Genomic DNA, 25,618 nt, shown 5'->3' on the forward strand with positions numbered 1-25,618 from the left:
CGGGGTTTTTGTTTTTTTGTCATGAACTTGCCCCATGCCTTTGCTAGACTCGGCTTCCGGTCCATTATCTGTGCAACGCCGAATGAGTGACGCTGAACCCAAATCCTTTCTCCGCCCCGGCAAGGTATTTCTGCTCCTGCTGCTGGGCGCTCTGGTTTATCTGCTGTCACTGGTCTTTCTGGTACCTGCGGGATGGGTCTGGCAGCAAGCCTCTGCCCATGTATCTCTGCCTCCCCAGGTAAAAGTTCAGCAGGTTGCCGGCAAACTCTGGGATGGCGAAGCCGGGGTTGTGGTCGCCGGTTTCCCGGTGCGTGTCGATTGGCGTCTTCATATGCCGTCGGTCACCAGCCTCGAATGGCCAGCCCGAATTTCTTTGGAATCATCGCAGTCCTCGCTCAAAGGCGATGTTACGGTCGGCTGGCCGGCGAGTGCCCAGCTTGATGCCAGTGGACGTGTCACGGTGGCCGAGTTTGAAGAACTGATCCGCAAGAGCGGCGGCGCCATGATTGAAGGCGACGTCATGATCGACCGGCTGACTATGGCATGGGCCGATAACCGGATTACCCGGGCGGAAGGCCTGGGTCGCTGGGATGGCGGCCTGGTGACCTGGCCTATGGGAGATCAGCGGGGGCAGGCCGAGTTTCCGCCCATGCAGGCAACGATGGATACCTCCCAGGGTGGTGTGGCGCTGACCGTGTCCGAGCAGGGCGGGGAGGGGCCGGCAGCAGATGCCACCGTGTTCTGGAACGGAATGATGGAACTGCGTGTCTACAAGCGTATGGTGGATCTCGCGGGCCAGCCCTGGCCGGATTCTGCCAGCCCCGGCGATGTCGTATTCCGGGTACGCCAGCCTCTCATACCGGGGGCGCGATGATATGGCGTTGTTGAGTATTCCGGCCCAGGGCCGCATTTCCCGGATCCTGGCCAATCTGTTGCTGCTGGTGCTGGTGGTTTATCTGGCCATTACTCTCGCCCGGATGACCTGGTTGTATGCCTGGGATGACAGGCCGGTTCCAGACGCTCCGGTCGCAGCCGGGGCAGGCAGTCTGCCCGGCGGTAGCCGTTTGACGACGTCCATGGCCGTTTACGATTTCTTCGGGCGGTCTGAGCGACCGGTCGAGGTGGCTGAAGCCGTTCGCCGCTCGGCCCCGGAGACTCGTCTTCGGCTTCGACTGGAAGGGGTACTGGTAGCACAGCGCCCGGAGGACTCTGGTGCTATAGTTGCTGGAAGCAATGGTGAAACCGCGTATTACCGGGTTGGGGAAGTGTTACCCGGCAATGCCGAGCTGGCGGAAGTGGAACCCGGGCGTGTTCTGATTCGTCGGGGTGGGCGATACGAATCCCTGACTTTCGAGGAACAGTCGTCCGAACTGGTTGCAGAAGTGACCGAGGAGCCGGCAGAATCATCACCGGATGAGTTCCTGGCCAGCGCCCGTGAACAGATTGATAGCCAGGGCATTGCCGCGCTGGCGCCTTTCGGGTTGAGCCCGGTGGACAACAGCGGCATGTCCGGTTATGTGTACGACGGCTCTAACGCCATGCTCAACGCCGTCAACCTGCAGGCCGGAGACGTGATAACGGCTATCAACGGACAGCGGCTGGGCGATATCAGCCAGGATAAGGCCCTGCTTGAGAACTGGCGCGGCCAGGCCCAGCTGGAGATAGAAATCGAGCGTGACGGATCCATCCTCACCATCAGTTATGCCATACCCGAGCAGTGGCGCTGACCGGGTTCATCGAAACAGGACGAAATCGCCAGATGTATAACCACAAGATCAATGTTTTGCGGGCCATTGTCCTGCTTGTTCTCCTTCCCTTTATGTCCATGGCGCATGGGCAGGAAGCCGAGACATGGCGGCTGAACCTGAAAGACGCCGATATCCGGGCTTTCGTGACCCAGGTGGCCGACATTACCGGTTACAGTTTTGTGGTGGATCCAAGGGTGAAGGGCAAGGTGACGGTGCTTTCCAGCGCGCCCATGAACAAGGACGAAATTTACGATCTGTTCCTGGCGGTTCTGAATGTTCACGGCTTTACCGCCATCCCCGGACAGGAAGTGATCAAGGTGGTTCAGCAGGTTGATGCCAAACAGTCGGCGGAGAGTCTGGAGCGCTTTCCCGAAACCCCCTCCGAGCAGCTGATCACGCGGGTTATCCAGATCGACAACGCCAACGCTCTGGAGCTGGTGCCGATTCTGCGCCCGCTGGTGGCGAAATACGGCCATCTGGCCGGGGTGGCCGCCGCCAACGCGCTAATCATCAGCGACCATTCGTCCAACATTCAGCGTATCGAACAGATTGTCCGGGAGCTGGATAGCCCGTCCAAATACGAAGTGGAAGTCATCCAGCTTCAGGAAGCCTGGGTGGGTGATATGGTGACCCTGCTGCAGGAACTGGCTCCGGATGAACTCGGCCGGGCCGGCGGTGACAATGCCGCCAGAAAATACAGCGTCACCGCAGATGAGCGCAGCAATCGCCTTATTCTGCGAGGCGATGAGACCTTCCGCGAAAAGATGCGCGGCCTGATTCGACAACTGGACCAGCCGTCTGCCACCGGCGGCACCACCAAGGTCCTGAGACTGAAACACGCCGATGCCAAAAACCTGACTGAGATTCTGAAGGGTGTCATGGGTGAGCTGGTTAAAGAGGGAACAGGTTCGGGAGGCGGCGGTGCCGCCAAACCGCAAAGCAGCTTTGCCGTGTTTGCGGATGAGGGGTTGAACGCGCTGGTGGTTCGCGGTGAGCCGTCTCTGATGCAGGAGGCCGAACAGATTGTCGCAGCGCTGGATGTGCGTCGTGCCCAGGTGATGATTGAGGCAGCCATTGTCGAGATCAGTGACGAACTGGGCCAGGATCTGGGCGTACAGATTGCTGTGGCTGACGAGTCTGGTGAATCCACGCCGGTGATCGGTTCCAACTTTGGTAATGTGGGTCGCAGCCTCGGCGAGGTGCTGAGCGCAATTCTGACCGGCTCAGCCATTACACCTGCCACCGGCGGCATCACGGTCGGCGCCGGCCAACGGAACGAAAATGGTGTGAGCTGGGGAGTCCTCCTCCAGGCGCTGTCCACGTCCGCCGCAGCGAATCTGTTGTCCACGCCAAGCATCATTACCCTGGATAACCAGGAGTCCGAGATTATCGTTGGCCAGAACGTGCCTTTCCGCACTGGCCAGTCCACCGTCACCGGCGATGGCACCACCAACCCGTTCACCACCATCGAGCGTCGCGATATCGGCCTGACCCTCAAGGTAACCCCGACTATCAGTGCCGATGGCCTGGTACGTCTGGTGGTAGAGCAGACCACAGAAAGCGTGGCAGACAGCATCGAGAACGCCTCGGATATCGTCACCAACAAGCGGGAAATCAAGACCACCGTACTGGCGGATGATGGCGAGACCATTGTGTTGGGCGGTTTGACCCGGGATGATTATCAGGTCAACAAGAGCAAGGTGCCCCTGCTGGGTGACATTCCGTTTATCGGGCGTTTGTTTTCCTCGGAATCCGAGCGCCGGGTTAAGCGCAACCTGCTGGTGTTCCTGCGGCCCAAAATCATGCTGGGCAAGGAAGAGGCCGTTGCGGCTACCTCCGACAAGTTCAATCAGCTGTGGGATGTCAATCTGAACATCCGGGAGAAGCTCGGCATCCCCACCGAAGAGCAGCGTCCGACAGTGGACGCCCTGTTTGAAGACGGTAGCACCCGGGTACAGTAAGCGCTCAGAGAGCCAGTGGCGGCATCGGGCAATCCATCTGGTCCGCCACCAGCCGCATCAGTTCGTACTCCCGGGTTTCCACTTTGCCGTCGCGGGTAATGCAGTGCCCACAGGCATCAATGATTGCCGGTTTCAGCAGCGGTGAGAGACCGTTCAACGCAGTCAACGCTTCCCGTAGCTGGCGCATGGTGACTTTCTCCAGAACCGGCTCCACTCCATCCTTGGCATTCATGAAGCCGGCCATGGCCTCCCGATACAACTTCTCGGCGTCAGATTGGGACGCAGACCCAGCCCTTGCCATCAGGCTCAGGAGCCTCTTCAGGGCCGGCATGACCGGTTTGTAGCTCTTGTAACGCACGGGTACCACCCTGGCCGCTTCGTCGCCCAGATGGCGTGACAGGAAGCTTGTCAGGGCAAGCTCAAACAGGGTAACCCGGTTATCCGCCGCCACCAGTTTCTGGACATTGGTAATGAGCAACTCCCGCTCTTCCGGGTCCAGCTTGCGAAGGGCAGGCATGGCCAGTTCCAGGGCAGGGAAACGGACGCCATCGCCGATGGTTTTCAGTGCCGGCAGCAGTTTCTCAAGTAAATCCGGCTGGCTGCCCAATACCGGGTGTGCCGGCAGCAGGTTCAGCCGTTCCGTTTGCTGTGGACTCGGCAGTTCACTGATCAGCATGGCATAGCAGAGCTGCGTGGCCCCGGCCCGGGTGTACAGCAGGTTTCGGAAGGTGGCTGGCAGGCGCTCCAGAAAACGCAGAGCGAAATCTTCGCTTTGCCGGTTGATAGTTCCGACCTGATCTGAAAATTTCCGGGCAGGCTTTATGGTCTTTTCCGGGCTGGATGCAAGCGGTGAGGTTCTGCCACTCCGGCCGGTAACCGGCCCGAGGATGTCGGTTGCCGCGCCAGTAAACCCCGAAGCGCCTGCTTCCGGTGCTGGCGCAGAGCCACCACGGTAGAGGTCGGCGCCTGGTTCGGTATCCCTGAGCCGGCTGCGTAATCTGGCCAGCATGCCGGGCTGAATGGCATTGATTCGCTCATCAATCGGCGGGTGAGATGCCAGCAAAGAGGTAAACTTCATCCGCGCACTTTCGCCAAAACACATGTGATTCATGTCACTGGCGTGGCTGGTGGTGTCCAGGTAACCGCCCTTCATACCGATCTTGAACAGGGCCCCGGCGATACCCTCGGGGTTGCGGGTAAACTGCACTGAGGATGCATCTGCCAGCATCTCCCGCTGTCTGGATACTGCCGCCTGGATAAGCCGGCCAAAGAATACCCCCACATAGCCAATCACGAATAGGGCGATGCCAATGATGCCCATGGCCGCCTGGGCCCGTCCGTCCCGCGATCGGCCCACCCGGTGGCCGCGGTAAAAGGAAGCGCGCAGCAGGAAGCCGCCAATCTGTCCGATCATCAGGATGCCGGCGAGCAAGGCAATGAGACGGACGTTCAGCCGCATGTCCCCGTTGAAAATATGGCTGAACTCGTGAGCGACCACACCCTGGAGTTCGTCCCGCGACAACTGGGTAATAGCGCCGTGGGTGACGACCATAACGGCTTCGCCCGGCGTATAGCCCGCGACAAAAGCGTTGATGCCGGTCTCCTGATCCATCACATAGAGTTCCGGTACCGAGACACCGCTGGCAATGGCCATTTCCTCAACGATGTTGCGCAGCTTGCGTTCGTCACTGTCCCGGGTGTCGGGGTCAATGGGCCTGGCGCCGACCATTTTGGCCACCCGGTCGCCACCGCCGGCCAAGTCAACCCAACGGAGCAGAGAGCCCAGAACAATGAGCGCCACCACGGTAACGGCCGTTAGCAGGCCATGGTTGGAGAGCAGCCAGTGGTGAAAGGCGAGGCCCGAAGATTCGCTGCGGGTCACGAAATAACCGACAAGACAGACGGCGAGCGTAATGAACGCGACCGCCGTCAGGAAAAGGAATACCAGAAGAGTGGTGTTGCGCCGGGCATGGGCCTGGCGCTGAAAGAAACCGGGATGAGCCATACCTCAGGGCCTCAGAAGGCCACTTTCGGTGCCTGGCGGGCTTCCGGCGATTCCAGTTCCAGTTGCGACGTTTCCTTGAACGCAAACATGCCGGCGACAACATTGTTGGGGAACTGCTCCCGGAAAATGTTGTAGCTCATGACGCCGTCGTTATAGGCCTGGCGAGCAAAGGCGACCCGGTTCTCGGTGCTGGAGAGTTCTTCCATCAGTTGCTGAATGGTTTCGTTGGCCTTCAGCTCCGGATAGTTCTCAGCTACGGCGTAGAAATTTGCGAGCGCCTTGGTGAGCAGATTTTCGGCGCTGCCCAGGCGCTGGATCTTGGTTCCGTCACCGGGGTCCTTGGCGGCATCTTTCTGGGCGCTGACCGCATTGTTGCGGGCTTCCATCACCTGAGTGAGGGTGCTTTTTTCGTGGGTCAGATAGGCTTTTGCCGCTTCCACAAGGTTCGGAATAAGGTCGTGCCGACGCTGCAGTTGAACATCAATCTGGGCAAACCCGTTTTTGAACTGGTTGCGCAGGGAAACCAGGCGGTTGTAGATAAAGACCAGGTAGAAAACAACGACGGCGATAACGATCAGGCCGATAACGGTGGTTCCCATGGCAACTCCTAGAGGTAGTGGTTCAGAGGTTATTTTCCACGATCTGCTCGTGAAAACCTTTAACGAAGGTCTCAAATTCACGCGGCGGCAATGGCTTGCTGAAGAAATAACCCTGGGCCAGCTGGCAGCCGCGCTGACTCAGGTAGTATTCCTGTTCTGCCGTTTCCACCCCTTCAGCAACCACTGACAGATTCAGACTCTTGCCTAGATCGATGATGGTGTTGGCAATTCGGGTATCCTCCTCATTGACCAGCAGATCCCGGATAAACTGTTTGTCGATCTTCAGATGCTGTACCGGCATCTGTTTGAGGTAGGTCAGGGACGAATAGCCGGTTCCGAAGTCGTCCACCGCGATGCTTATCCCCGCCTTGTTGAGCCTGTGGAGTTTGGCTACGGCGTCTGACAGGTTCGTCATGAAGCTGGTTTCTGTTACCTCCAGCTCCAGCCGACCGGCCGGTATCTTGTGTCGTCGCAGGGTATCGAGAATATCATCGACAATGCTTTCCTGGCGCAGCTGAACGGCCGAGAGATTAACAGCAATACGAAGCGGCGAGCCGTCCGAGGCCCAGCGCGCCGCCTGCCAACAGGCCTGGTCCAGAACCCACTGGCCAATTTCTACGATAGAGCCGTTTGCTTCGGCCACTGGAATGAAGAAGTCGGGGGGGACCGTGCCACGAGTCGGGTGCTCCCAACGCAACAATGCCTCTGCCCCGATTACCCGTTTGCTCTCCAGATTAATCTGGGGCTGGTAAACCAGGTGAAGCTGGTGATTGCCAAGAGCCTGGGACAAATCCTTTTCCAGCTGCTTCCGGTCCCGGATTTCCTGGTCAATGCTGGCGACATAGAACTGGAAGTGGTTGTGGCCGTTCTGCTTGGCCAGCGTCATGGTCTGCTCGGCACTCTGAAGCAGTCGGTCCGCCTTGCTGGTGTCGGAGGGATACAGGGCGACCCCCAGGGTGGCGCTGATTGAGATGTTCTGGTCTTCAACCAGCATGGGCTCATTGACACAGGCCAGGATTCGCTCAGCTGTATCTGCAGCCTGGAACCCGTCCCGAAGCCCTTTTTGGACAACCACGAACTGGTCGCTGCCGAGGCGTGCAATGGTGAAGCGGGCATTATCCAGTTTGTTGGTCAGCCGGTCGGCAACGCTCTGTAGAATAAGGTCCCCGGACCGGAAACCGCACTGCTCGTTCACCGACTTGAAATCGTCGATGCCGCAGACGATCAGCGACAGTTGGGCGTTGCGCTTGGCGGCGTCCTCAATATCTCGCACCAGCAACTCCATGAAGGTATCCCGGCTGGGCAGGCCAGTGAGCTGGTCGTAACGTGAGAGACGGCTTACCCGGTCCTCCGCTTCGCGATGGCGTTTCTGGCTGTCGCCAATGGCGACCAGAAGGTTGTTCGTTGCGTTGACCCAGAGGCCAAGTTCGTCACTCTGGTGGCCGGATGGCGTGGTGACCAGGCGGTCATCTGGGTGGGCAGGATCCACCTGTCTCACGGAATTGACAATTCTGAGGAGGGGGCGCGTCAGAAGCAGGTGGAATACATAGAACAACACCATCCCGAGAATGAGAGCTGTCGCTATGCCGGAAGCGAAAGTGACAGCAGCCCTGTCCAGCCAGGTGCGGGCTGCTGCCGCGGTGTCGTAGTGAACGTCAAGAAAGCCGTAGACGTCTTCCGGGTTACCCTCACGGAAAAGCGGTTCCCGATAGAGCCGATCGGCGTCAAAAATCGGATCGGTTACCGGGCGGAAAGCAGTTTCCTGGAGTGGACGGCTGCGATCTCCCAGCGGGTCGCCGTCAGGGTGGACGATGCGGGCCATATAGACGGCCTCCTTGGCAAAGAGGCCGTCCACGACTTGTTGTGCAAGTTCGGCGTCAATGCTGAACACTGCCTGGGTGGCTGCGTCTTTCACCATCGCGATGGTTTGCTTGGCATCGCTATCCAATCCTCTGGACACACGTTGGGCGTCCAGGATGACCTGTATGGCGCTGACAACGACGCCACTGACAAGGGCCACCACAAGAATCCACCGTAAGATTCGATAGCCCAGGCGATGTTCAACCTCGAAGGAGTTTTGCATTCAAGCCTGTCTTGTTCCGGTTTTTGCAGAGCCGCTGGGTCTGCAAGGTTCAGGGCAAAGGTGTCGCACTTTGGGTGATGTGCGTGGGGGCTCACCCTGATTGTTGTTTCCAAGTATGGTTCAGGTTCGCGATATCTTCATGGAGTATCGGCGATTTTTCCAAAGATTTCAGAGTGTGCTTGTATCAAATTGTAATTGCTTGGGTAATGCAGACACAAAAACGCCCGCCAGAAGCGGGCGCTTGATCACAGTCGCTTTAGACTGTGTCTGGAAGCGAGGCCGGGATCAGGCCAGGTTTTCGTTTACGAAATCCCAGTTCACCAGGTTCCAGAAAGCTTCCAGGTAGTTCGGGCGGGAGTTGCGATAGTCAATGTAGTACGCGTGCTCCCAGACGTCGACGGTCAGTACCGGCTTGTCGGCACCGGTCAACGGCGTTTCAGCATTGCTGGTATTCGCGATGGCAACGGTGCCGTCCGCTTTTTTCACCAGCCAGGTCCAGCCAGAACCGAAGTTGTTGGCGGCTTTGTCATTGAATTCTTTCTTGAAATCTTCGAAAGATCCGAAAGCCTTCTCGATGGCTTCCTTGGCAGCACCGGTGGGCTCACCACCGCCGTTCGGGCTCAGGCAATGCCAGTAGAAGGTGTGGTTCCAAACCTGTGCGGCGTTGTTGAACAGCGGGCCGCTGGCGCTCTTGATAATGTCTTCAAGAGATTTGTTGGCGTTGTCCGTACCTTCGATCAGGCCATTGAGCTTGGTGACGTAGGTGTTGTGATGCTTGCCGTAATGGTACTCAAGCGTTTCCTGAGAGATGTGCGGTTCCAGTGCGTTCTTTTCGTAAGGCAGTGCGGGAAGTTCAAATGCCATGAGGTCGTTCTCCCTGTCTCTCTGTTTATGTTGATGTGCGTTACCCCAATATAGGGTCGATTTGAGTCAGATCAACCCTTTGGTGTTAAAGAACTTTTAAACTCGGGGCTGCCAGGCAGGAACTGCGCGCAGTTCTTTACCCGCCATACAAGCTCCTCGTAGCTGTCGGCCAGTATGTTCACGTGGCCCAGCTTCCGGCCCGGACGTTCACCTTTATTATAGAGATGAACATGGGCATAGGGCAGTTCGAGGATTCGCTCGATGTCGCCGTGCTCTCCGATGATGTTGATCATGCAGCTCAAACCACGTGGCGCAACATTGCCAAGAGGGTGCCCGCTTACCGCGCGGATGTGGTTCTCGAACTGGCTGGTCATCGCGCCTTCGATGGTCCAGTGCCCCGAGTTGTGAACCCTGGGCGCCATCTCGTTGGCTACCAGGCCATCGGTTGTCTCGAACAACTCAAGCGTTAGTACGCCGACATAGTCCAATTCGTTCAGTAGTGCCTTGATGTACCGCTCCGCATCTTCCTGAACGTGCTTCTCGAGCTTCGGAGCAGGCGCAATGGAGTAGCGCAGAATCCCCTCATGGTGAGTGTTCTCCGCCATCGGGTAGAACGCCAGCTCACCGTCTTCAGCGCGAACGGCGATAATCGACACTTCCCGGTGGAAGTCGACAAACTTCTCCACGATAAGGCTAGGGTGGCCGATGGAGGCCCAGGCGGCCTCGGCTTCCTCAGGCGATTTGAGGACTGCCTGGCCTTTGCCGTCATAACCTTCGGTGTTGGACTTCGCTACCACCGGGCAGCCAAGTTCCTCGGCCGCAGCTTTCAATGAGGCGGCGCTATCGGCAATTTTCCATTCTGGCGTGGGGATGCCAAGCTCGCCGAACAGGGTCTTCTCCGCTTCTCGGTTCTGACACACCTGCAACGCTCGGGGGCAGGGGTGAACCGGTTTATGAGCAGCAATTTTCTCGGCCACGTCTACCGGCAGGTGTTCGAACTCATAGGTAACGCGGTCGACCCGGGAGAGGAAATCATCCAGGTACTGGCCCTCGCGATCGATGATGACTTCACCAAGGCCGGCACTGGGGCTGCCGGACATGTCATAGAAAACAAAGGTCTTGGCCAGTGGGTATCCGGCCAGTGCCAGCATTCGTCCCAGTTGGCCGGCGCCCAGTACACCAATTCTCATGTGTGGTCTCCTGCCTGTGCCAGGCATTGCTCGAATATTGCCTTACTGGTCCCGCGGGTCAGGGTTGTCCAGAATCGTTTCGGTCTGTGTGGCCCGGAACTGCTCAACAGCTTTGCGTACGCTGTCGTCTGAGGTGCCGATAATCTGTGCTGCCAGCAAGCCTGCGTTTGTGGCGCCGGCTTTGCCAATGGCCAGAGTGCCGACAGCGATGCCGCCTGGCATCTGGACGATGGAAAGCAGTGAATCCAGGCCGTTCAGGGCTTTGGACTGAACAGGTACTCCCAGGACCGGCAGGGCGGTTTGTGAGGCAACCATGCCGGGCAGATGCGCTGCGCCGCCGGCGCCGGCGATAATGACTTTCAAACCGCGGTCTGCGGCGGATTTGGCGTAGTCAAACAGCAGATCCGGGGTACGATGGGCCGAGACGACTTTGGTTTCATAGGCCACGCCAAGTTTTTCGAGCATGGTGGCGGCGTGTTCCATGGTGGGCCAGTCGGATTTGGAGCCCATGATGAGTCCTACAAGCGGCTGCATATGCAACAGTCCTGTGATAATTGGAAAGCCGGCCATTGTATGTTTTGCCTACTTACCATGCAACAAAGCTCGGCGGAAGGCGCAGTTGAGAGGCCTTTTCCGGAAACCGCTACGAGCACATCCCTGTGCGCTTGTCTGAAGCCATCCTTGGCTTCAGACATTTCCGGAAAAGGCCTCACAACTCCGCCCCGAGCGCTCTGGGAGATTCGGCATGAGCGCAGCTTCATTTTTACCTGCGAGTAAGTACAGGTATTATCAGACCTTATTGTTTTAACCGTCCATAGTCAGGAGCTGTAATGGAACCCATCCGTCCAGATGATGATGAGTTGAGGGCTGAACGACCGATTGGTAGTGCCGAGCCGAAGAAGCCGGCAGAGAGAAAGCCCAGGCCATCTTCAAGTAGGAAAGGCGAACCGTCGGCGCCTGCGCAGCCTCCCAAAGGTGGCAAGGGCGGTAACGGGGGTAGCGGCGGCAATGGTCGCGGCAGCTCGGCGATGCTGTGGGTGCTGTTGATCGTGCTGGCCGTGGCGGCCGGGGCTGGTTGGTATTCGCAGGAGCAACGGGTTCAGGCGTTGGAAGGACAGCTCGAGGAGGCGGATTACTGGGCGCGGCAGAGTAAGCTGGCGTTGGCGCGGTTTGAGGGTGAGCTTTCGGAGACGGGCGAGAATCTGCAGGAACGGGGAGCGACCCTGGAGGAGCAGATAGCGGCACACACCAAGCGGCTTGATACGGCGGACAGTGAGATCCGGAAACTCTGGGCCATTGCCAATGAACGCAACAAGAAGCGCCTGGATGAACAGCAGGAGCGGATTGCCGCGCTGGAATCCGGCCTTGCGGAGGGCAAACAGGCCATTGGTTCGCTTGAGGCGTCTGTCGAAAAGGTCCGGTCGTCGCTTTCCGCCGATATGGAAGCCCTGAAACAACAAACGGAGACGTCGATTGCAGCGCTGCAGGATTCCAACCGGCAGGCGACGGATCAGTTGACGAAACTGAGTCAGCAGTTGGCGGATGTGGATCAGGTGATCGAGAGCCGTATCCGGCGTTTTGAGCAGGAGCAGAAGCTGGGAATCAGCGGCATGGAGGGCCGGATCTCGGCCCTGGAGCGGGAGACCGATGAGCTGGCCGATGATGGCCGGGCTCAGGCACTTCGTAATGAGGTGGCCAGTCTCAAGCGCACGGTTGAGTCTATCGATGCCTCGCGGTCGCAACTGACCTCCCGTCTGGTTCGGCTGTCTGAAGAAGTGAATCAGTTGCGGAGCCAGATCAGCGGGCAGTAATTGGCCGGTAGCGCGTTCCAGTAATCGGCATTTCGGGTTTTGTAACGGTTTGTAGCCATCCCTTGCGGTAGCTCTCATTTCTGTTTTTGTGCAGTTGTTAAGATCAGGCAACTCGCAATCAGGATGAAGAGTTAACAACAATGAAAACCCGAGTGCCTTCCGTTTTTCTCGTTCCCCGGCTGCTGGCGGTGGTGTGGCTGTTGCTGGCGTTGTCGGGCTGTACGGTTTATCAGTCCATCGGCAAAAGCGTCGGGTCGTTCCTGCATCCGGTTTCCGGGCATGATTTCGTTCATATCGACAACGATAGCTGGGATCGTCGCAACGCGGTGCTGTACTTCTACAGGACACACTCCCAATGGGCGGCTGATGAAATCGAAGCGCCCAGTGTTTACATAGACGACACCCACTATTTCAACATCCGTAACGACAGCTTCACCTGGCTGGAGGTAAGCCCCGGAGAGCGCCACATTGCTATGCGCCGACCTTTGCTGGGCCTGGAGGGTATGAACTCCTTCAGTCTGAGCCTGATCGCCGATGCCACGCTGGACGTTGAGCCAGGCCAGATCTATTACCTGCGTTATAACGAGCTTTCGGAACCGGGCCAACGGCATCCGGATCTGGATCCGGATCACCCTCTGGCGCAAGGTGACCTCCAACTGGTGACGCGGGAATATGCCATGCAGGCAGAGGAGATTGTTTCCACCCGTTTTCTTAACAGTGATCTGTTGGCGCCGAACCATGCAGCTACCTCGATCGTCGAAGTCAATGAAGACCTGGATTACGAGCGGCAACTGGTGCTGCTGGAGGAGGAGCGTGAGCTCGAGATCGAGCGCCTGAAGGAGGAGGGCAAGTACGAATCGACTTCCTGGTTCTGGCCGTTCGGTGGTGGCCCAGCCGTGCCACTTGAAGCCGATCGCAAGATTAAGAAGCTGGAGCAGGAATACGCGGAGTTGGAGATGGAGCGAGAGCGCAAAGAAGAAGCAGAATCTGGAGGCGGCTGGTGGATTTTCTGAGTGCTGACTACACTGATGGCAGGTGAATGACTCGGGAAAATTAAAAACAATGGCTCTCAAGGATTCTCTTCGACTCAGATTCGAAAAACTGGCGGATGATGTCGTTCCCCAGCTGCTGGATAGCTGGGGTGACCTGCAGAAACGATTGGACGATCTGAACTGCTCTCTTGCCAACCGAGCGGTTCCGGACGACCGGCGCAGCCGTGTCAGCGAACTTTCTTTGCAGGAGAAGGCCCAGCAGGCGGGGCAGGATCGCCCGGCCCCGCGGGCTGTAAAAGCGACGCGTAAGACCGCTGCAAGGAAGTAGGTTTGCTTAAAAACTGTACGCTTTTTAATGGCTTGCAGGTTTTTCTATAAAATTCCGGGAAAATATTTGACACCGCCAGCCAAATGCTTAAAATGCGCCTCTCACTTGGTTGAGACAGCATCGCTGCCAGGCAAGTGAGCGCCTTTGAAAGGCTTGAAAGTGGGTGGTTAGCTCAGCTGGGAGAGCATCGCCCTTACAAGGCGAGGGTCACTGGTTCGATCCCAGTACCACCCACCACTTTCAAATGCATCACCGGATAACCCCATCCGGTTTCAGGTTCGGGCCCGAGGGTCGGAATTGATGCGGAGCGGTAGTTCAGTTGGTTAGAATACCGGCCTGTCACGCCGGGGGTCGCGGGTTCGAGTCCCGTCCGCTCCGCCATTTTTAAGCAGTATCCCCGGGTGGTTAGCTCAGCTGGGAGAGCATCGCCCTTACAAGGCGAGGGTCACTGGTTCGATCCCAGTACCACCCACCAAAATTCCGAAAAGGGCCGATCCGAAAGGATCGGCCCTTTTTTTATTTGCCAATCAACGACTGGCCGCAGACCCTCACCACGTTGCCGTTCACCCCGTTGGACGCAGGACTGCAATACCAGGCGATGGCTTCGGCCACGTCAACGGGTTGCCCGCCCTGGGAGAGGCTGTTCATCCGGCGACCGGCCTCGCGGATGGTCACCGGCATGGCTGCGGTCATCTGGGTTTCGATAAAACCCGGGGCAACAGCGTTGATGGTTACGCCATTCTTCAGTTGCCGGGCCATGGCTTCCACGTAGCCGATCACGCCGCTCTTGGCGGTTGAGTAGTTGGTCTGCCCGAAATTCCCGGCAATGCCGCTGATGGAGGAGATGCAGACGATGCGGCCGTTCTCTTTCATCAGTTCTCGCTTGGCCAGCTCTTCGTCGATCAATTCCTCGGCGGACAGGTTTACGGCAATGGTCATATCCCAGAAGTGCTCGGGCATATTGCCAAGGGTTTTGTCACGAGTAATCCCAGCGTTGTGAATGACCAGGTCCACTCCGCCAAAATGTTCATCGATGAAGTCGGCGATGAGCTTCGGCGCCTTTTCGTCAGTAATATCGCAAGCCAGTGCCTTGCCGTTGATGGCGGATGTGACTCTTTGCAGATCTTCCATGGCAGGCGGAATGTCGAGTCCAATAACCGTGGCGCCGTCTCTTGCGAGGGTTTCTGCAATAGCTGCGCCGATGCCACGGGAGGCCCCGGTAACCAGGGCAACTTTTCCAGTCAGGGGAGCGACGGGGTTGGTTGCAGGTAATGAATCACTTTTGCCGATCTTGACCACCTGGCCGGACACGTAGGCAGAGCGCGCGGAGAGGAAAAACCGGACACTGGATTCCAGTTGCTGCTCGGCGCCCGGTGCCATCCATAGCAGGTTTGCGGTAGAGCCTTTCTTTCCGATTTCCTTGCCGATGCTGCGAACAAAGCCTTCCAGGGCCTGTTGGGCAGCGGCCTGGGGCGCCTTTCTGCAAGTGGCGGGGTTTTGACCAATGACCAGAACCCGGGCGTTGCCGCCGAGTTTTTTGATGGTGGGGTGGAAAAAATCGTAAAGGGCCCGGAGGTCGTCGGGTCCTTTTAACCCGGTGGCGTCGAACACCAGGGCCGAGAATTTGCAGTCGATTTCCGAATTCAGGTCCATGGGTCGGGCTTTGTTGCCGGCCTTGGATGAGTCTTTCAGTCGTTCATTCCCGCTGGCGTGGTGCAATGTGGCTGCACTGGCGCTGAGGGTGCTTCCTATTGCCGCGATGGCTTTGCCTCCGCCGGCTGCACCAACGAGTACGTCGCCTTCGATAAATGGCTGGTCGGTGCGTTTGAGGCGCTTTAGGGGCACGGGTGCTGGCAGGCCCAGGGATTGTGCGGCGGTTTTACCTACCGGGGTATTAACTATTCTAAGATAGAGGTCAGACATGGTTGGCTTCCTTGTGTTTGCATTCGGGTTGCTGGATGCGAATCGTCCTACAGGGTAAAGAATCGGATAGTTTTTGGATTGACTCAATGCCTGTAGGGTGTTGTCAGGGGTGCCAATGAGGCACTTGGTGTTCTCGCTAAACTTGTTTTCAGGTTGGGTGCAGGGAGCAATGGGGTTGGGCTTCCCAAAACACGCCCGTGAATACGTCCCTGTAGGGCTCGGTCGCGCCATCCCTGGCGCTCTACGGTTTTGGGAAGCCCAACCCCATTGCTCCTTTGGACATCTCAGATATCTCACAAAAGGAATGGATTGATCATGGCACAGGCACCGAAAACGACTCAAAAGAAAACCGCTACGTCAAAAAAGACCAGCGCCGCCCCTTCGGCGATTCGTCGCGTTGCGGTGCTGGGTGGTAACCGGATTCCGTTCGCGCGGTCGAACACGGTCTACAGCAAGATCAGTAACCAGGAGTTGCTGACGTCGGCGCTGAGGGGTCTGGTGGATCGGTATGGTCTGGAGGGTCAGCGGCTGGGTGAGGTGGCTGCGGGGGCGGTTATCAAGCATTCGCGGGATTTTAATCTGACCCGGGAAGCGGTCATGAGTTGTGGGCTGGCGCCGGAGACGCCGGCGTACGATATCCAGCAGGCCTGTGGCACCGGGCTGGAGGCGGCGATTCTGGTGGCCAACAAGATTGCCCTGGGGCAGATTGAGTGTGGCATTGCCGGGGGAACCGACACCACGTCCGACGCACCGATTGGCGTGGGTGAGGGGCTTCGGGAGATTTTGCTGGATCTGAACCGGGCCAAGACCGCAGGTGAACGGCTGAAGATTCTGGGGCGGTTTCGGCCCGGACATCTGAAGCCCGAGGTGCCTCAGAATGGCGAGCCTCGCACGGGAATGTCGATGGGCGAGCATGCACAGGTGACCGCGAAGGAGTGGGATATTGCCCGGGAGGATCAGGACAAACTGGCCTGGGAGAGCCATCAGAAACTCGCCAAAGCCTATGACGAGGGGTTCTTCAACGATTTGCTGACACCGATGGCTGGGCTGGAGAAGGACAATATTCTGCGTCCGGATACCACTCTGGAGAAGCTGGCCACGCTCAAGCCGGTTTTTGATCGGGAAAACGGCACCATGACCGCGGCCAACAGCACGGCGTTGACGGACGGCGCCTCTTGCGTGTTGTTGGCCAGTGAGGAATGGGCGAAGGCCAACAATCACGAGGTGAAAGCCTGGCTGACGTTTTCTGAAAATGCGGCGGTGGATTTTGTGGACAAGAAAGAGGGGCTGCTGATGGCACCTGCCTATGCGGTGCCCCGGATGCTGGAGAAGGCGGGGCTGACCCTTCAGGATTTCGATTTTTACGAAATCCATGAAGCTTTTGCTTCACAGGTCCTCTGTACCCTGAAGGCCTGGGAGGATCCGACCTTCTGCAAGGAGCGTCTGGGCCTGGATAAGCCTCTGGGCAGCATTGACCGCGACAAGCTCAATGTAAAAGGCAGCAGTCTGGCAACCGGTCACCCCTTTGCGGCCACCGGCGCCCGAATTGTTGCGACTCTGGCCAAGTTGCTTGAGGAGAAGGGCAGCGGTCGAGGCCTGATTTCGATCTGCGCCGCGGGCGGACAGGGGGTCACTGCGATTCTGGAGAGGTGAGTTTTCGGAAATCCGAAACTTTCCTTTGACAGTGTCGATCACACCCCTTATCATGCGCGCCACGTTGATCAGGGGTTCCCTGAGAAACAACCAGTTTGATGCGGGGTAGAGCAGTCTGGTAGCTCGTCGGGCTCATAACCCGGAGGTCGTTGGTTCGAATCCAGCCCCCGCTACCATCATTGAAAAAAGCCGGCCATGTGCCGGCTTTTTTTCGCTTCCACGTTTTTCAGAATCCTTCCGGCTGAACAAACCCAGCCAGCCCGGCGTCTTCCAGTAGTCCCGCAAACCCGATCGTGGTCAGATCCATCCCCGGCGCACCAATCACCTGAACATTGAATGGCAGGCCCTCTTTCGTCCGTCCGATGGGTACGGAGGTGGCGGGCAGGCCCAGCAGGGTGGCGAAGGCGATCCAGCAGAACTGGTCCATGTACGCCCTTGGCTGACCGGCGACTGTGATTCGGCGTTTGAAGACTGGATGGCTGTGGTCATGCCGGATGGCGGTGGTCGGTGTCACCGGTGTCAGCAGAACATCCACTTCCTGAAATAACGATTCAATCTCAGCCCGCATCTTCTCGCGCATTTCGCTCCAGGCCATCCACTGGTAGACCGGCTGGTTCACACCTCGTCCGTACTCACCAATGAAAGGCGTCATCGGTCCTAGAAATTTAAGCCAGGGTTCCAGCCGGGCAATCCATTTCATCTGTCGGCGCTGGGCGGGTTTCAGTGAGGTGCTTAGCAGGGCCCCGAGCAGATTGAAATAAGCCGGGAGGGTGTGTTCAAGGCTCAGCAAAGGATGGCGGGCCTCAGTGACCAATGCACCCCGTTCAGACAATGCTTTGCCCAGGTTCTGATAACCCTCGGTCAGCTCCTGCTCTATCGGGCATAAGGGATCTTCCAGCCACATGCCCACTCGGGCCTGATCGAGGCTGTTTAATTCCGAGGGTGCCATTGCCAGGGCCCAACTGCGCTCCTCGGCTGGCCGGGGGCCGGCAATGACTCTCAGCAGGAGCTCCAGGTCGCCGGCACTGCGCGCCATCGGGCCGCCCTCGACCAGGTCCGGTCGGGACTGGGTTCCCGGTGGCCCCGGGATGTGACCCCGAAACGACACCAGTGAGCGGGTTGGTTTGTGGCCGAACACACCACAAAAGTGCGCGGGTATGCGGATGGAGCCGGCCAGGTCGCTGCCCACTTCAAGGGGCGTCATGCCTGCGGCCAGGGCGGCTGCAGCACCACCTGAGGAACCACCGGGGGTGTGCGCGTGATTGTGGGGGTTGTTGGTTACCCCGAACAGTTTGTTGTAGCTCTGGAGGTCGGTGGCGTAGATGGGCACATTGGTCTTGCCCAGGATAATGGCTCCGGCGTCTTCCAGCCGCTGCACGACATCGGCGTGGCGGTCAGGTTTGTGATCCTTCAGGGGTGGGGCTCCCGCGGTACAGGTCATGCCCGCCACTTCCCAGGTGTCTTTCAGGGTTAGGGGCAGGCCATGCAAGGGGCCCCTTACCGAGCGGGCTGCACGTTCTTCATCAGCTCTCCGGGCGCTGTCGAGCGCCCGCTGTTCATCGAGGGTCACGACGGCATTGATAGTCGGATTGTGTTCGCGGATCCTCTTCAACAAGGCCGTTGTTAGTGCCTCGCTGGTCAGGGTGCCAGCCTCAAGCTGTTTCAAGAGTTCATGGGCAGACTGATAGTGCAGTGGCAATTGCGATGCATCCATGGATGGTCTCGTTGTTGTTGGTTTTTGAAAGATCGCCAGATCAGGGCAATTCGGATCGCCAGTGTTTTACCTTTACCTGCCCTTTGATTGCATCGATGATCTCAAGGATCAGATTGATCAGCGCTTCGTTCTGGGCATCATCGGCCCTTACTCCACCCGGAGTAGGCAGAAATACGTTCACGATGTCCTCAATGAAGGCGTGGTTAGAGGCAGAAGCCAGGTCTTCGAGAATCTGGTGAATAACGTGGGCAACGATGTCGCCGACGGCTTCTTCCAGGGTTTCCTGGATCGTTGGACCCACCACGGGAAGATACTTCAGTCGTGACAGTTCCAGATTCTGTTTCAGGGCATTGTCCACCCTGTCTTCCAGATAGCTCCTGAGGGCGCCGCGATTGGGCACGTAGCCTTCCTGGGCCGCCTCGGCGACCCGCTTGGAGATCCAGTCTGAGAGCATGTCTCGCCGGGGGTAGAGAATGTCCTCCTGGATCTTGTCGAACAGGGGAGAGCCCCGTTTGACCTCCTGCTGTACGCCGCTGAGTACCTTGAGTACGATGCGATCGGAGAGCTCTTCCATAAAGGCTTCGTAATAGAAGTTCACGAAGCGGTAGATCTTGGTATTCGTGATATCAATGATTTTGTACTGATGCAGGCGATAGATGATGGAGATCACCCGCAGGATACGGAGGAAACGCAAGCTTCCCACCGGGATGCAGCCCACCAGGTCGTACCAGTGAATAAACGGGTAGAAGTACCAGCGGTCGTAGACTTTCGCCTTGATAGCGTAACCCCAGCGGACGAAGAACTCGGTCAGGAATATGCTGACGAAGATCAGATCGTAAAAAATGAAGCGTTCGTGGATGGGATGGTAGGCCGACTGTATGGCCGGAGCATGCTCTTTCATCAGATTCTGAACGGCCACAAAGTTATAGATCGAGTCCCAGATGATGAACGCCAGGTTGATGATCAGCAGGCCGAGCATCAGGAAATCAATGATGAACCAGACAAGCTGGTGGCTGGATTTCAGGTTTTCTCGATTTATCTTCAGCATTCGCCAGGGTCCGGTCTGTTGCTAAGTATCTGACAGGTTAGCTTATTTCAACGCCACAAACGACTCGCCCTCGAGCCGCCCAGAGCAGGCCGAAAGGCCAACCATGGATTAACTTGACCGTCTGCCATTAAACTCCCACGCTTGAATGGAATTCCTTCTTGTTACCACCAACATTGAAATAGCCGGATGCCATCAATACACCAAGTCTTGAATTCGGGCCGGGTCCGGCTTTTGATTACTTTGCTGTGCTGCATGCCTGCTTGGGTTTGCGCGCAACAGGTGGTTGTGAACATGGAAGGAGACTATCCGAATCTGAAATCAAATGCCGAAGCGTTCATAGGTGAGGTTGAAGGTCGAAGTGCGGGCAACCTCAGGCGTTACGCCTCCACGGCTGTGGACCAAGCCCGGGGGGCATTGCGGGCTCTCGGCTATTACAGTCCCATGATTGACTGGCGTCTCGAGCAGGGCGATTCGGATTCTACCGCCACGCTGATCTTGTCGATTACCCCCGGTGAGCCGGTGCTGGTCAAGTCCCGTGTCGTTGAGATCAGGGGCCCGGCAGCCGATGATGACCGGTTTACATCCAACCTCCCTGCGCAGCCTGCCGAAGGGGATATTCTCAATCATGGCCAATATGCCAATCTCCGCGACACCATCCAGACCCGTGCCAGGCGGCGTGGCTATTTTGACGGCAAATTTGTTACCCGCACCCTGGAAGTGGATCCGGCAACCCGAAGTGCTACCGTCACTCTGATCTATGAAAGTGGCGAGCGGTATCGTCTTGGAAAGGTTACCTTTCAGGAAGGCCACTGGTTCGAGCTTGGCCTCCTGGAGCAGTTCGTCACGTTCGAACCCGGCATTCCCTTCCATTCAGATGAGGTGGCCAGACTGAATCGGGATCTTCAGAACAGCGGGTACTTCAGTGTGGTGGATATCGATGCATCGCCGGGCAGTGCCGAGGACGGCGTGATTCCCGTGCGCGTTGATCTCACCAGGCGAGAGGCCCGCTCCGTGGCGGCGGGCGTGGGTTTTTCGACTGACGTCGGGCCCAGATTCCGTGGAAACTGGCGGGAACACTGGATCAATCCCATGGGACACAAGCGGGGCGCCGAGACAGAACTCTCGGTACCCAGGCAGAACCTGAGTACCTGGTACGAGTTGCCCCTGGATCCGCCCATGACTGATCTGATCCGGCTCACCGCCGGCTATCAGCGGGAAGACATAGAGAATGTCGAGTCAGAACTGTTGACGTTCGGGCAGCAGTGGCAGCATCAGTTGGACAACGGCTGGCTGCAGGTCCTGTCGCTTAGTTGGGAAGGCGAGCGTTTCAACATCGGTAACGACGAGAAAGGTACAAGCACGCTTCTGCTCCCGGGCGCTGGCTACTCTAAAATTCACGCAGACTCCCCACTGGACCCATCCCGGGGCTATCGCTTGCAGTTCGATGTCACCGGTTCGCATCGGGCGGTGCTGTCCGATGTGGATATCCTCCATGTAAGCGCCCTGGTCAAGGGACTGTTTACGCTGGCGGACAAGCACCGGTTTCTGGGCCGTCTGCAGGCGGGGGCTGTGGCAACCAACCGGTTTTCAGATGTGCCTCCATCCTTGCGTTTCTTCGCTGGCGGTGACCAGAGCGTGCGAGGGTATGGCTATGAGACCCTATCGCCAGAGAACGACAATGGCGTGCCGGTGGGCGGCCGCTTCCTGATGGTTGGCAGTGGCGAGTATCAGTACCAGTTTGCGGATAAATGGCGCGCCGCCGTGTTCGTCGACCATGGCAACGCGATCAACAACCTGAGCGACCCGCTGGCCACCGGCGCCGGTGTCGGCATACGCTGGATCAGCCCGGTCGGGCCGCTGCGGCTGGACATTGCCAAAGGACTGGATCAGGAATTTGGCGGGGATTGGCGCATTCACTTTTCCATGGGGCCTGAGCTGTGACGAGGACACAGGAAACATCAGACGACAGGCCGCACGAGCAGCCGGCACGCCCGCGCCGCCTTCGGTTCTGGCTGCTGGTAGGGCTGGCGGTATTGATTCTCGTGCCTGTTCTTGTGGTGGCCGCGGTTTTGCTGGCCCTGCGCTCCGAGACGGGGACAGCCTGGGTTATAGAACAGGTGCCAGGCCTTCAGGTGGAAAATGACCGGGGATCGCTGTTTGGTCAGTGGCAGGCAGACCATCTGCAGTGGCGGGGGTACGGGGTTGAAGTGGTTGTTGAGTCGCCACTCGTGGACTGGTCGCCTTCCTGCCTGTTCAAAAAACAGCTGTGTATTGAGAATCTGGAGGCAGAGACGCTCGAAGTCACCCAGTTACCCCCGGCTGACAAATCCGAAGGCGGCAGCCCCATCACACTGCCTGGCGTGGACCTACCGTTGGCGCTGAATATCGGTGGCGTCCGGGTAGGGCCTTTTACCTTCAACGGCAACAGAGTCTGGGACCGGTTTGAGCTGGACGCCGGGGGATCGGGCGCCGACTGGAACATAACGCGCGCCTGGTATCAGTTGGGCGAGTACACGGTGTCCGCCGCTGGCCGGATAGAAACCCGCAGGGACTGGCCTGTCAATCTGGAAGTCAAAGCCGACATACCGCCGCCTTATGGAGATGAGTGGCTTATTGATGCCCGACTCTCCGGCAGCGTTAGGGATCTGATGGTCGCTGCATCCAGTCGTGGCTACCTGAATGCTGAACTCTCGGGGGAAGTGGAGCCGCTCGATCCAGCCCTGCCGGCACAGTTGAGGCTAACCTCGGATCAGTTCCGCGCAGCGCAGGCGCTGCCTGAGACCCTTGTGCTCAATGATTGGTCTGTGGACGCCCGGGGTAGCCTGCAGGAGGGTTTTCGTACCCGGGGGCAAGCCACACTTCCGGGCACGGCAGGCCCGGTACGGCTGACGCTGGAGGGCCTGGCGACGACTCGCGCGGCCGAGAACATCCGGATCGAGCTGGCCGCGAGGCGGGAGAGCGGGGCCGGGCAGGACACTGTGGTGGCCAATGGCAATGTTTCCTGGAGCCAGGGCCTCGAAGCCAGTGCCGATATCCGTTTGCGCGGATTTCCCTGGTATACGTTGATCCCGGGTCTCGAGCCGCCAGTGGTAACCCTTCATTCCCTGGATGGCACCGTGTCCTGGCGTGAGGGGAGCTACCACGCAGAACTTGAAGCCGGTGTCGATGGTCCTCAGGGCAGCGCGGAACTGGCCACCACGGTGGATGGTGATACCGGGCAGACCACACTGACCAACCTGACCGTCAGCACAGGCGCGGGGTCTCTTACCGGAAACGGATCGGTGAACTTTTCCGGACCGCTTTCCTGGCAGGCGGCCTTGAGCCTCAAGGATTTCAATCCCGGTTATTGGGTACCTGTTCTGGAAGCAAGTCTCAGCGGTGATGTGACGACCGAGGGACAGCTAGGGGATGGTCCGGTACCCGCCATGAACGCCGGATGGGATCTTGAGGGCGAGTGGCGTTCCAATCCGGCGTCTCTGCAGGGCCGGCTTGATACCTCATCCGGCAGTTGGGAACTATCCGACCTGAGGCTGTTGGTGGGCGAAAACCGTATTGAGGGCAACGGTACCTGGGGCGATGTGCTGCGTGGTGATCTGGCTCTGAATCTGCCCGCGCCAGAGATTGTTCTGCCCGGCCTGACGGGGAACCTGCAAGCCAGTCTGACGGCGAAGGGAACACCAGAGCGCCCGACGGGACAGCTGAGAGCGAATGGCAAAAACCTGGCCTGGCAGGATGAGCTTGCCCTTGAAACCCTGAGTCTTGAGGCCGACCTGCAGGAGGGGATGCGCCTTGTCAGCCGTTTGCAGGCGGAAAGCCTCAAAGGGTTCGGGCAAGAGCTTGAAACGCTCACTCTGGAAGCCAATGGCACCCAGGGAAAGCACACCGTGAGCATCGGAGCACGTCATGCCGAGGCTGACCTTGAGCTGGGTTTCGCAGGAGGGGCCGACGCAGACTGGAAAACCTGGCAGGGAGAGCTGTCTCGGGGCGTGATTGACCTTCCGGAACAGTCCCAGCAATGGCGGCTGCAGGCCCCGGCGACCCTGGCTTACAAAGCCGATGGTGAACTCACATTTGGCAATCATTGCTGGCGCTGGGACGAGAGTACGGTTTGTGCTGAGGACCAGACACTGCTCCCGGTCCCCCGCATTGCCTATCGTATCGACCGTTTCCCTGCTGTGGCCCTGGCACCCTTGCTGCCAGAGACTTTGCGCTGGGACGGCCGGATCAACGGAGAGGTTGATTTCACCACCACCGGCTACGGCCCGGACGGACGCGTTTTCCTGGACGCTGGCGAAGGACAATTCCAGCTGCTGGTGGACGGGGAGTGGGAGTCTCTCGCCTACAATACCCTGACGACCGAGGTCGGCCTGAAGCCGAAACAAGCCGATCTTGCGGTCCGTCTTTCCGGCCCGGAGCTTGGCGATTTCACGCTGGACATGGAGCTGGATCCGAACTCGGAGGACCGCAACGTCATGGGTTCCTTCAGTCTCGAGGGTCTGGATATTGCCCTTGCAGGGCTGCTTTCGGGGCTGGATGAAGTTGCCGGTCGCGTGAACGGCCAGGGCCAGCTTTCCGGCCCGCTGATGAAGCCGGCCGTAACCGGCGAACTGCACCTTGTGAATGGACGTGTTTCCGATCCCCGCTTGCCGGTACCGATCGAGGAGATGATCGCAAGCGTTCAGTTCGCCGGCTACTCGGCTGAGATCAGTGGCAGGATCCGGAGCAATGCGCGAAGCCAGACCATAGTGGATGGCGAAATTGACTGGCAACAGTCTCCCCGGGGGGAAATCACGATTTCCGGCAGCCGTGTGCCATTCAACCTGGAGCCTTATGCGCAGCTTGAGGTGGAGCCGGACCTGACCATCGTTTTCAGTGAGGGTGCCCTGGAGGTATCCGGACAGGTCGGAGTGCCACGAGGCGACATCAAGATTCAAGGTTTGCCCGAGCAGGCCGTGTCGGTGTCGGAGGACGAGGTCATTGTCGGCGTGGAGCGGGAAGAGCCCGTTGTGCGATCGCTGAACATGGATGTGACCGTGGTCGTTGGAGAAGATCAGGTGACCTTTGCCGCCTTCGGCGTGACCGGTGATCTGAAGGGGTCTCTTCGCATTGGCAATGACATGGATACCCGCGGCACGCTCCAGCTGGTCAATGGCCAGTATGAAGCCTATGGCCAGGAGCTCGAGCTCAGGCGGGCAAGACTGTTGTTCGTGGGCAACCTTACCCAACCCTATCTGGACATCGAGGCCGTCCGTACCGTGGATACCGTTGTTGCCGGTATTCGTCTGACCGGCCCTGTGCAGTCGCCCCAGACGGAAGTATTCTCCAACCCCGATATGCCCCAGACGGACGCGCTTTCCTATGTCATTCTTGGTAGGGCGCCCCAGAGCCGGGGCGATGAGGGCCAGATGAGCCGTGCGGCGCTGTCACTGGGGCTGACCCAGGCCAACAAGGTGACGGGGCAAATTGGCGAAGAGTTTGGCATTCGCCAGCTAACCCTGGAAGCGGAGGGCTCCGGCGATCAAACCTCGGTGGTGGCGAGTGGCTATCTGACGGATGAGTTGAGTGTTCGCTATGGTGTCGGCATCTTCGAGCCGATCACTACGGTCGCTCTTCGCTACGATCTGGGCCGCTACTTCTATCTGGAGGCTGCCAGCGGGCTGGCGGCCTCCCTGGATATTTTCTACACCCGGGATTTCTGA

Annotated in this window: 18 protein-coding genes and 4 tRNA genes; 13 read left to right on the plus strand and 9 right to left on the minus strand. The window is 58.4% G+C overall.

Features of this window, described 5'->3' with window-relative positions; all coding sequences use genetic code 11:
• Positions 1–82: 82 nt before the first annotated feature.
• The 3 genes from gspN to gspD are packed head-to-tail and all read left to right on the plus strand — an operon-like array spanning position 83 to position 3,709.
• Positions 83–874: a type II secretion system protein N gene (gspN, locus tag ACWJ62_RS04060; protein ID WP_449285035.1), complete on the plus strand. Its 792-nt coding sequence runs from the start codon at positions 83–85 to the stop codon at positions 872–874.
• A gap of 1 nt (position 875) precedes the next feature.
• Positions 876–1,727, plus strand: coding sequence for a type II secretion system protein N (locus tag ACWJ62_RS04065; RefSeq protein ID WP_449285036.1), 852 nt, complete (start codon positions 876–878; stop codon positions 1,725–1,727).
• A 32-nt stretch (positions 1,728–1,759) separates the two neighbouring features.
• Positions 1,760–3,709 carry a type II secretion system secretin GspD gene (gene gspD / locus ACWJ62_RS04070; protein ID WP_449285037.1) on the plus strand — a complete coding sequence of 650 codons (1,950 nt, stop codon included), beginning with the start codon at positions 1,760–1,762 and terminating at the stop codon, positions 3,707–3,709.
• A gap of 4 nt (positions 3,710–3,713) precedes the next feature.
• On the opposite strand, the gene ACWJ62_RS04075 is transcribed toward gspD, so the two are convergent.
• The 6 genes from ACWJ62_RS04075 to purE form a co-directional block, all read right to left on the minus strand.
• A complete protein-coding gene (locus ACWJ62_RS04075) occupies positions 3,714–5,714 on the minus strand; it encodes a M48 family metallopeptidase (RefSeq protein WP_449285038.1) in 2,001 nt (666 codons plus the stop codon).
• An 11-nt stretch (positions 5,715–5,725) separates the two neighbouring features.
• On the minus strand, positions 5,726–6,313 hold the full coding sequence (locus ACWJ62_RS04080; protein ID WP_449285039.1) for a LemA family protein: 588 nt from the start codon (positions 6,311–6,313) through the stop codon (positions 5,726–5,728).
• 22 nt (positions 6,314–6,335) lie between these two features.
• The gene (locus ACWJ62_RS04085) at positions 6,336–8,396 is read right to left on the minus strand and encodes a putative bifunctional diguanylate cyclase/phosphodiesterase (RefSeq protein ID WP_449285040.1); all 2,061 of its coding nucleotides are present in this window, start codon (positions 8,394–8,396) and stop codon (positions 6,336–6,338) included.
• Between the two features lie 285 nt (positions 8,397–8,681).
• Entirely contained in the window at positions 8,682–9,260 is a 579-nt protein-coding gene (gene sodB / locus ACWJ62_RS04090) for a superoxide dismutase [Fe] (RefSeq protein ID WP_008171376.1), read from the minus strand.
• Positions 9,261–9,331: 71 nt separating this feature from the next.
• A complete protein-coding gene (locus ACWJ62_RS04095) occupies positions 9,332–10,450 on the minus strand; it encodes a 5-(carboxyamino)imidazole ribonucleotide synthase (RefSeq protein ID WP_449285041.1) in 1,119 nt (372 codons plus the stop codon).
• Positions 10,451–10,492: 42 nt separating this feature from the next.
• Complete coding sequence (gene purE / locus ACWJ62_RS04100; RefSeq protein ID WP_449285042.1) at positions 10,493–10,984, minus strand: 5-(carboxyamino)imidazole ribonucleotide mutase; 492 nt, start codon at positions 10,982–10,984, stop codon at positions 10,493–10,495.
• A 296-nt stretch (positions 10,985–11,280) separates the two neighbouring features.
• On the opposite strand from purE, the gene ACWJ62_RS04105 reads away from it, so the two are divergent.
• The 6 genes from ACWJ62_RS04105 to ACWJ62_RS04130 all read left to right on the plus strand — a co-directional run bounded on the left by ACWJ62_RS04105 (position 11,281) and on the right by ACWJ62_RS04130 (position 14,056).
• Positions 11,281–12,261 (plus strand): hypothetical protein, encoded by a 981-nt coding sequence (locus tag ACWJ62_RS04105; RefSeq protein WP_449285043.1) that lies wholly within the window; start codon positions 11,281–11,283, stop codon positions 12,259–12,261.
• A 140-nt stretch (positions 12,262–12,401) separates the two neighbouring features.
• Entirely contained in the window at positions 12,402–13,274 is an 873-nt protein-coding gene (locus tag ACWJ62_RS04110; RefSeq protein WP_449285044.1) for a DUF2846 domain-containing protein, read from the plus strand.
• Between the two features lie 49 nt (positions 13,275–13,323).
• Positions 13,324–13,581: a hypothetical protein gene (locus tag ACWJ62_RS04115; RefSeq protein WP_449285045.1), complete on the plus strand. Its 258-nt coding sequence runs from the start codon at positions 13,324–13,326 to the stop codon at positions 13,579–13,581.
• A 161-nt stretch (positions 13,582–13,742) separates the two neighbouring features.
• A tRNA-Val gene (locus ACWJ62_RS04120) sits at positions 13,743–13,818 on the plus strand.
• 67 nt (positions 13,819–13,885) lie between these two features.
• Positions 13,886–13,962 (plus strand) — tRNA-Asp (locus ACWJ62_RS04125).
• A gap of 18 nt (positions 13,963–13,980) precedes the next feature.
• Positions 13,981–14,056 (plus strand) — tRNA-Val (locus ACWJ62_RS04130).
• Positions 14,057–14,097: 41 nt separating this feature from the next.
• Here ACWJ62_RS04130 and ACWJ62_RS04135 read toward each other — a convergent pair.
• Entirely contained in the window at positions 14,098–15,504 is a 1,407-nt protein-coding gene (locus ACWJ62_RS04135; RefSeq protein ID WP_449285046.1) for a 3-oxoacyl-ACP reductase, read from the minus strand.
• A gap of 315 nt (positions 15,505–15,819) precedes the next feature.
• Between ACWJ62_RS04135 and ACWJ62_RS04140 the strand changes: the two genes are divergently transcribed.
• Together ACWJ62_RS04140 and ACWJ62_RS04145 are read left to right on the plus strand one after the other, a co-directional pair.
• The gene (locus tag ACWJ62_RS04140) at positions 15,820–17,157 is read left to right on the plus strand and encodes an acetyl-CoA C-acetyltransferase (protein ID WP_449285047.1); all 1,338 of its coding nucleotides are present in this window, start codon (positions 15,820–15,822) and stop codon (positions 17,155–17,157) included.
• A gap of 99 nt (positions 17,158–17,256) precedes the next feature.
• Positions 17,257–17,333: transfer RNA gene (locus ACWJ62_RS04145), tRNA-Met, on the plus strand.
• Positions 17,334–17,383: 50 nt separating this feature from the next.
• Here ACWJ62_RS04145 and ACWJ62_RS04150 read toward each other — a convergent pair.
• Together ACWJ62_RS04150 and ACWJ62_RS04155 are read right to left on the minus strand one after the other, a co-directional pair.
• On the minus strand, positions 17,384–18,871 hold the full coding sequence (locus tag ACWJ62_RS04150; protein WP_449285048.1) for an amidase: 1,488 nt from the start codon (positions 18,869–18,871) through the stop codon (positions 17,384–17,386).
• A gap of 40 nt (positions 18,872–18,911) precedes the next feature.
• Positions 18,912–19,919 (minus strand): hypothetical protein, encoded by a 1,008-nt coding sequence (locus tag ACWJ62_RS04155; protein WP_449285049.1) that lies wholly within the window; start codon positions 19,917–19,919, stop codon positions 18,912–18,914.
• 291 nt (positions 19,920–20,210) lie between these two features.
• On the opposite strand from ACWJ62_RS04155, the gene ACWJ62_RS04160 reads away from it, so the two are divergent.
• Together ACWJ62_RS04160 and ACWJ62_RS04165 are read left to right on the plus strand one after the other, a co-directional pair.
• A complete protein-coding gene (locus ACWJ62_RS04160) occupies positions 20,211–21,860 on the plus strand; it encodes an autotransporter assembly complex protein TamA (protein ID WP_449285050.1) in 1,650 nt (549 codons plus the stop codon).
• Positions 21,857–25,618, plus strand: a complete 3,762-nt coding sequence (locus tag ACWJ62_RS04165; RefSeq protein WP_449285051.1) for a translocation/assembly module TamB domain-containing protein — start codon at positions 21,857–21,859, stop codon at positions 25,616–25,618. Before ACWJ62_RS04160 ends, ACWJ62_RS04165 begins: the two co-directional genes overlap by 4 nt.

The organism is Marinobacter sp. PE14, from assembly GCF_053566155.1.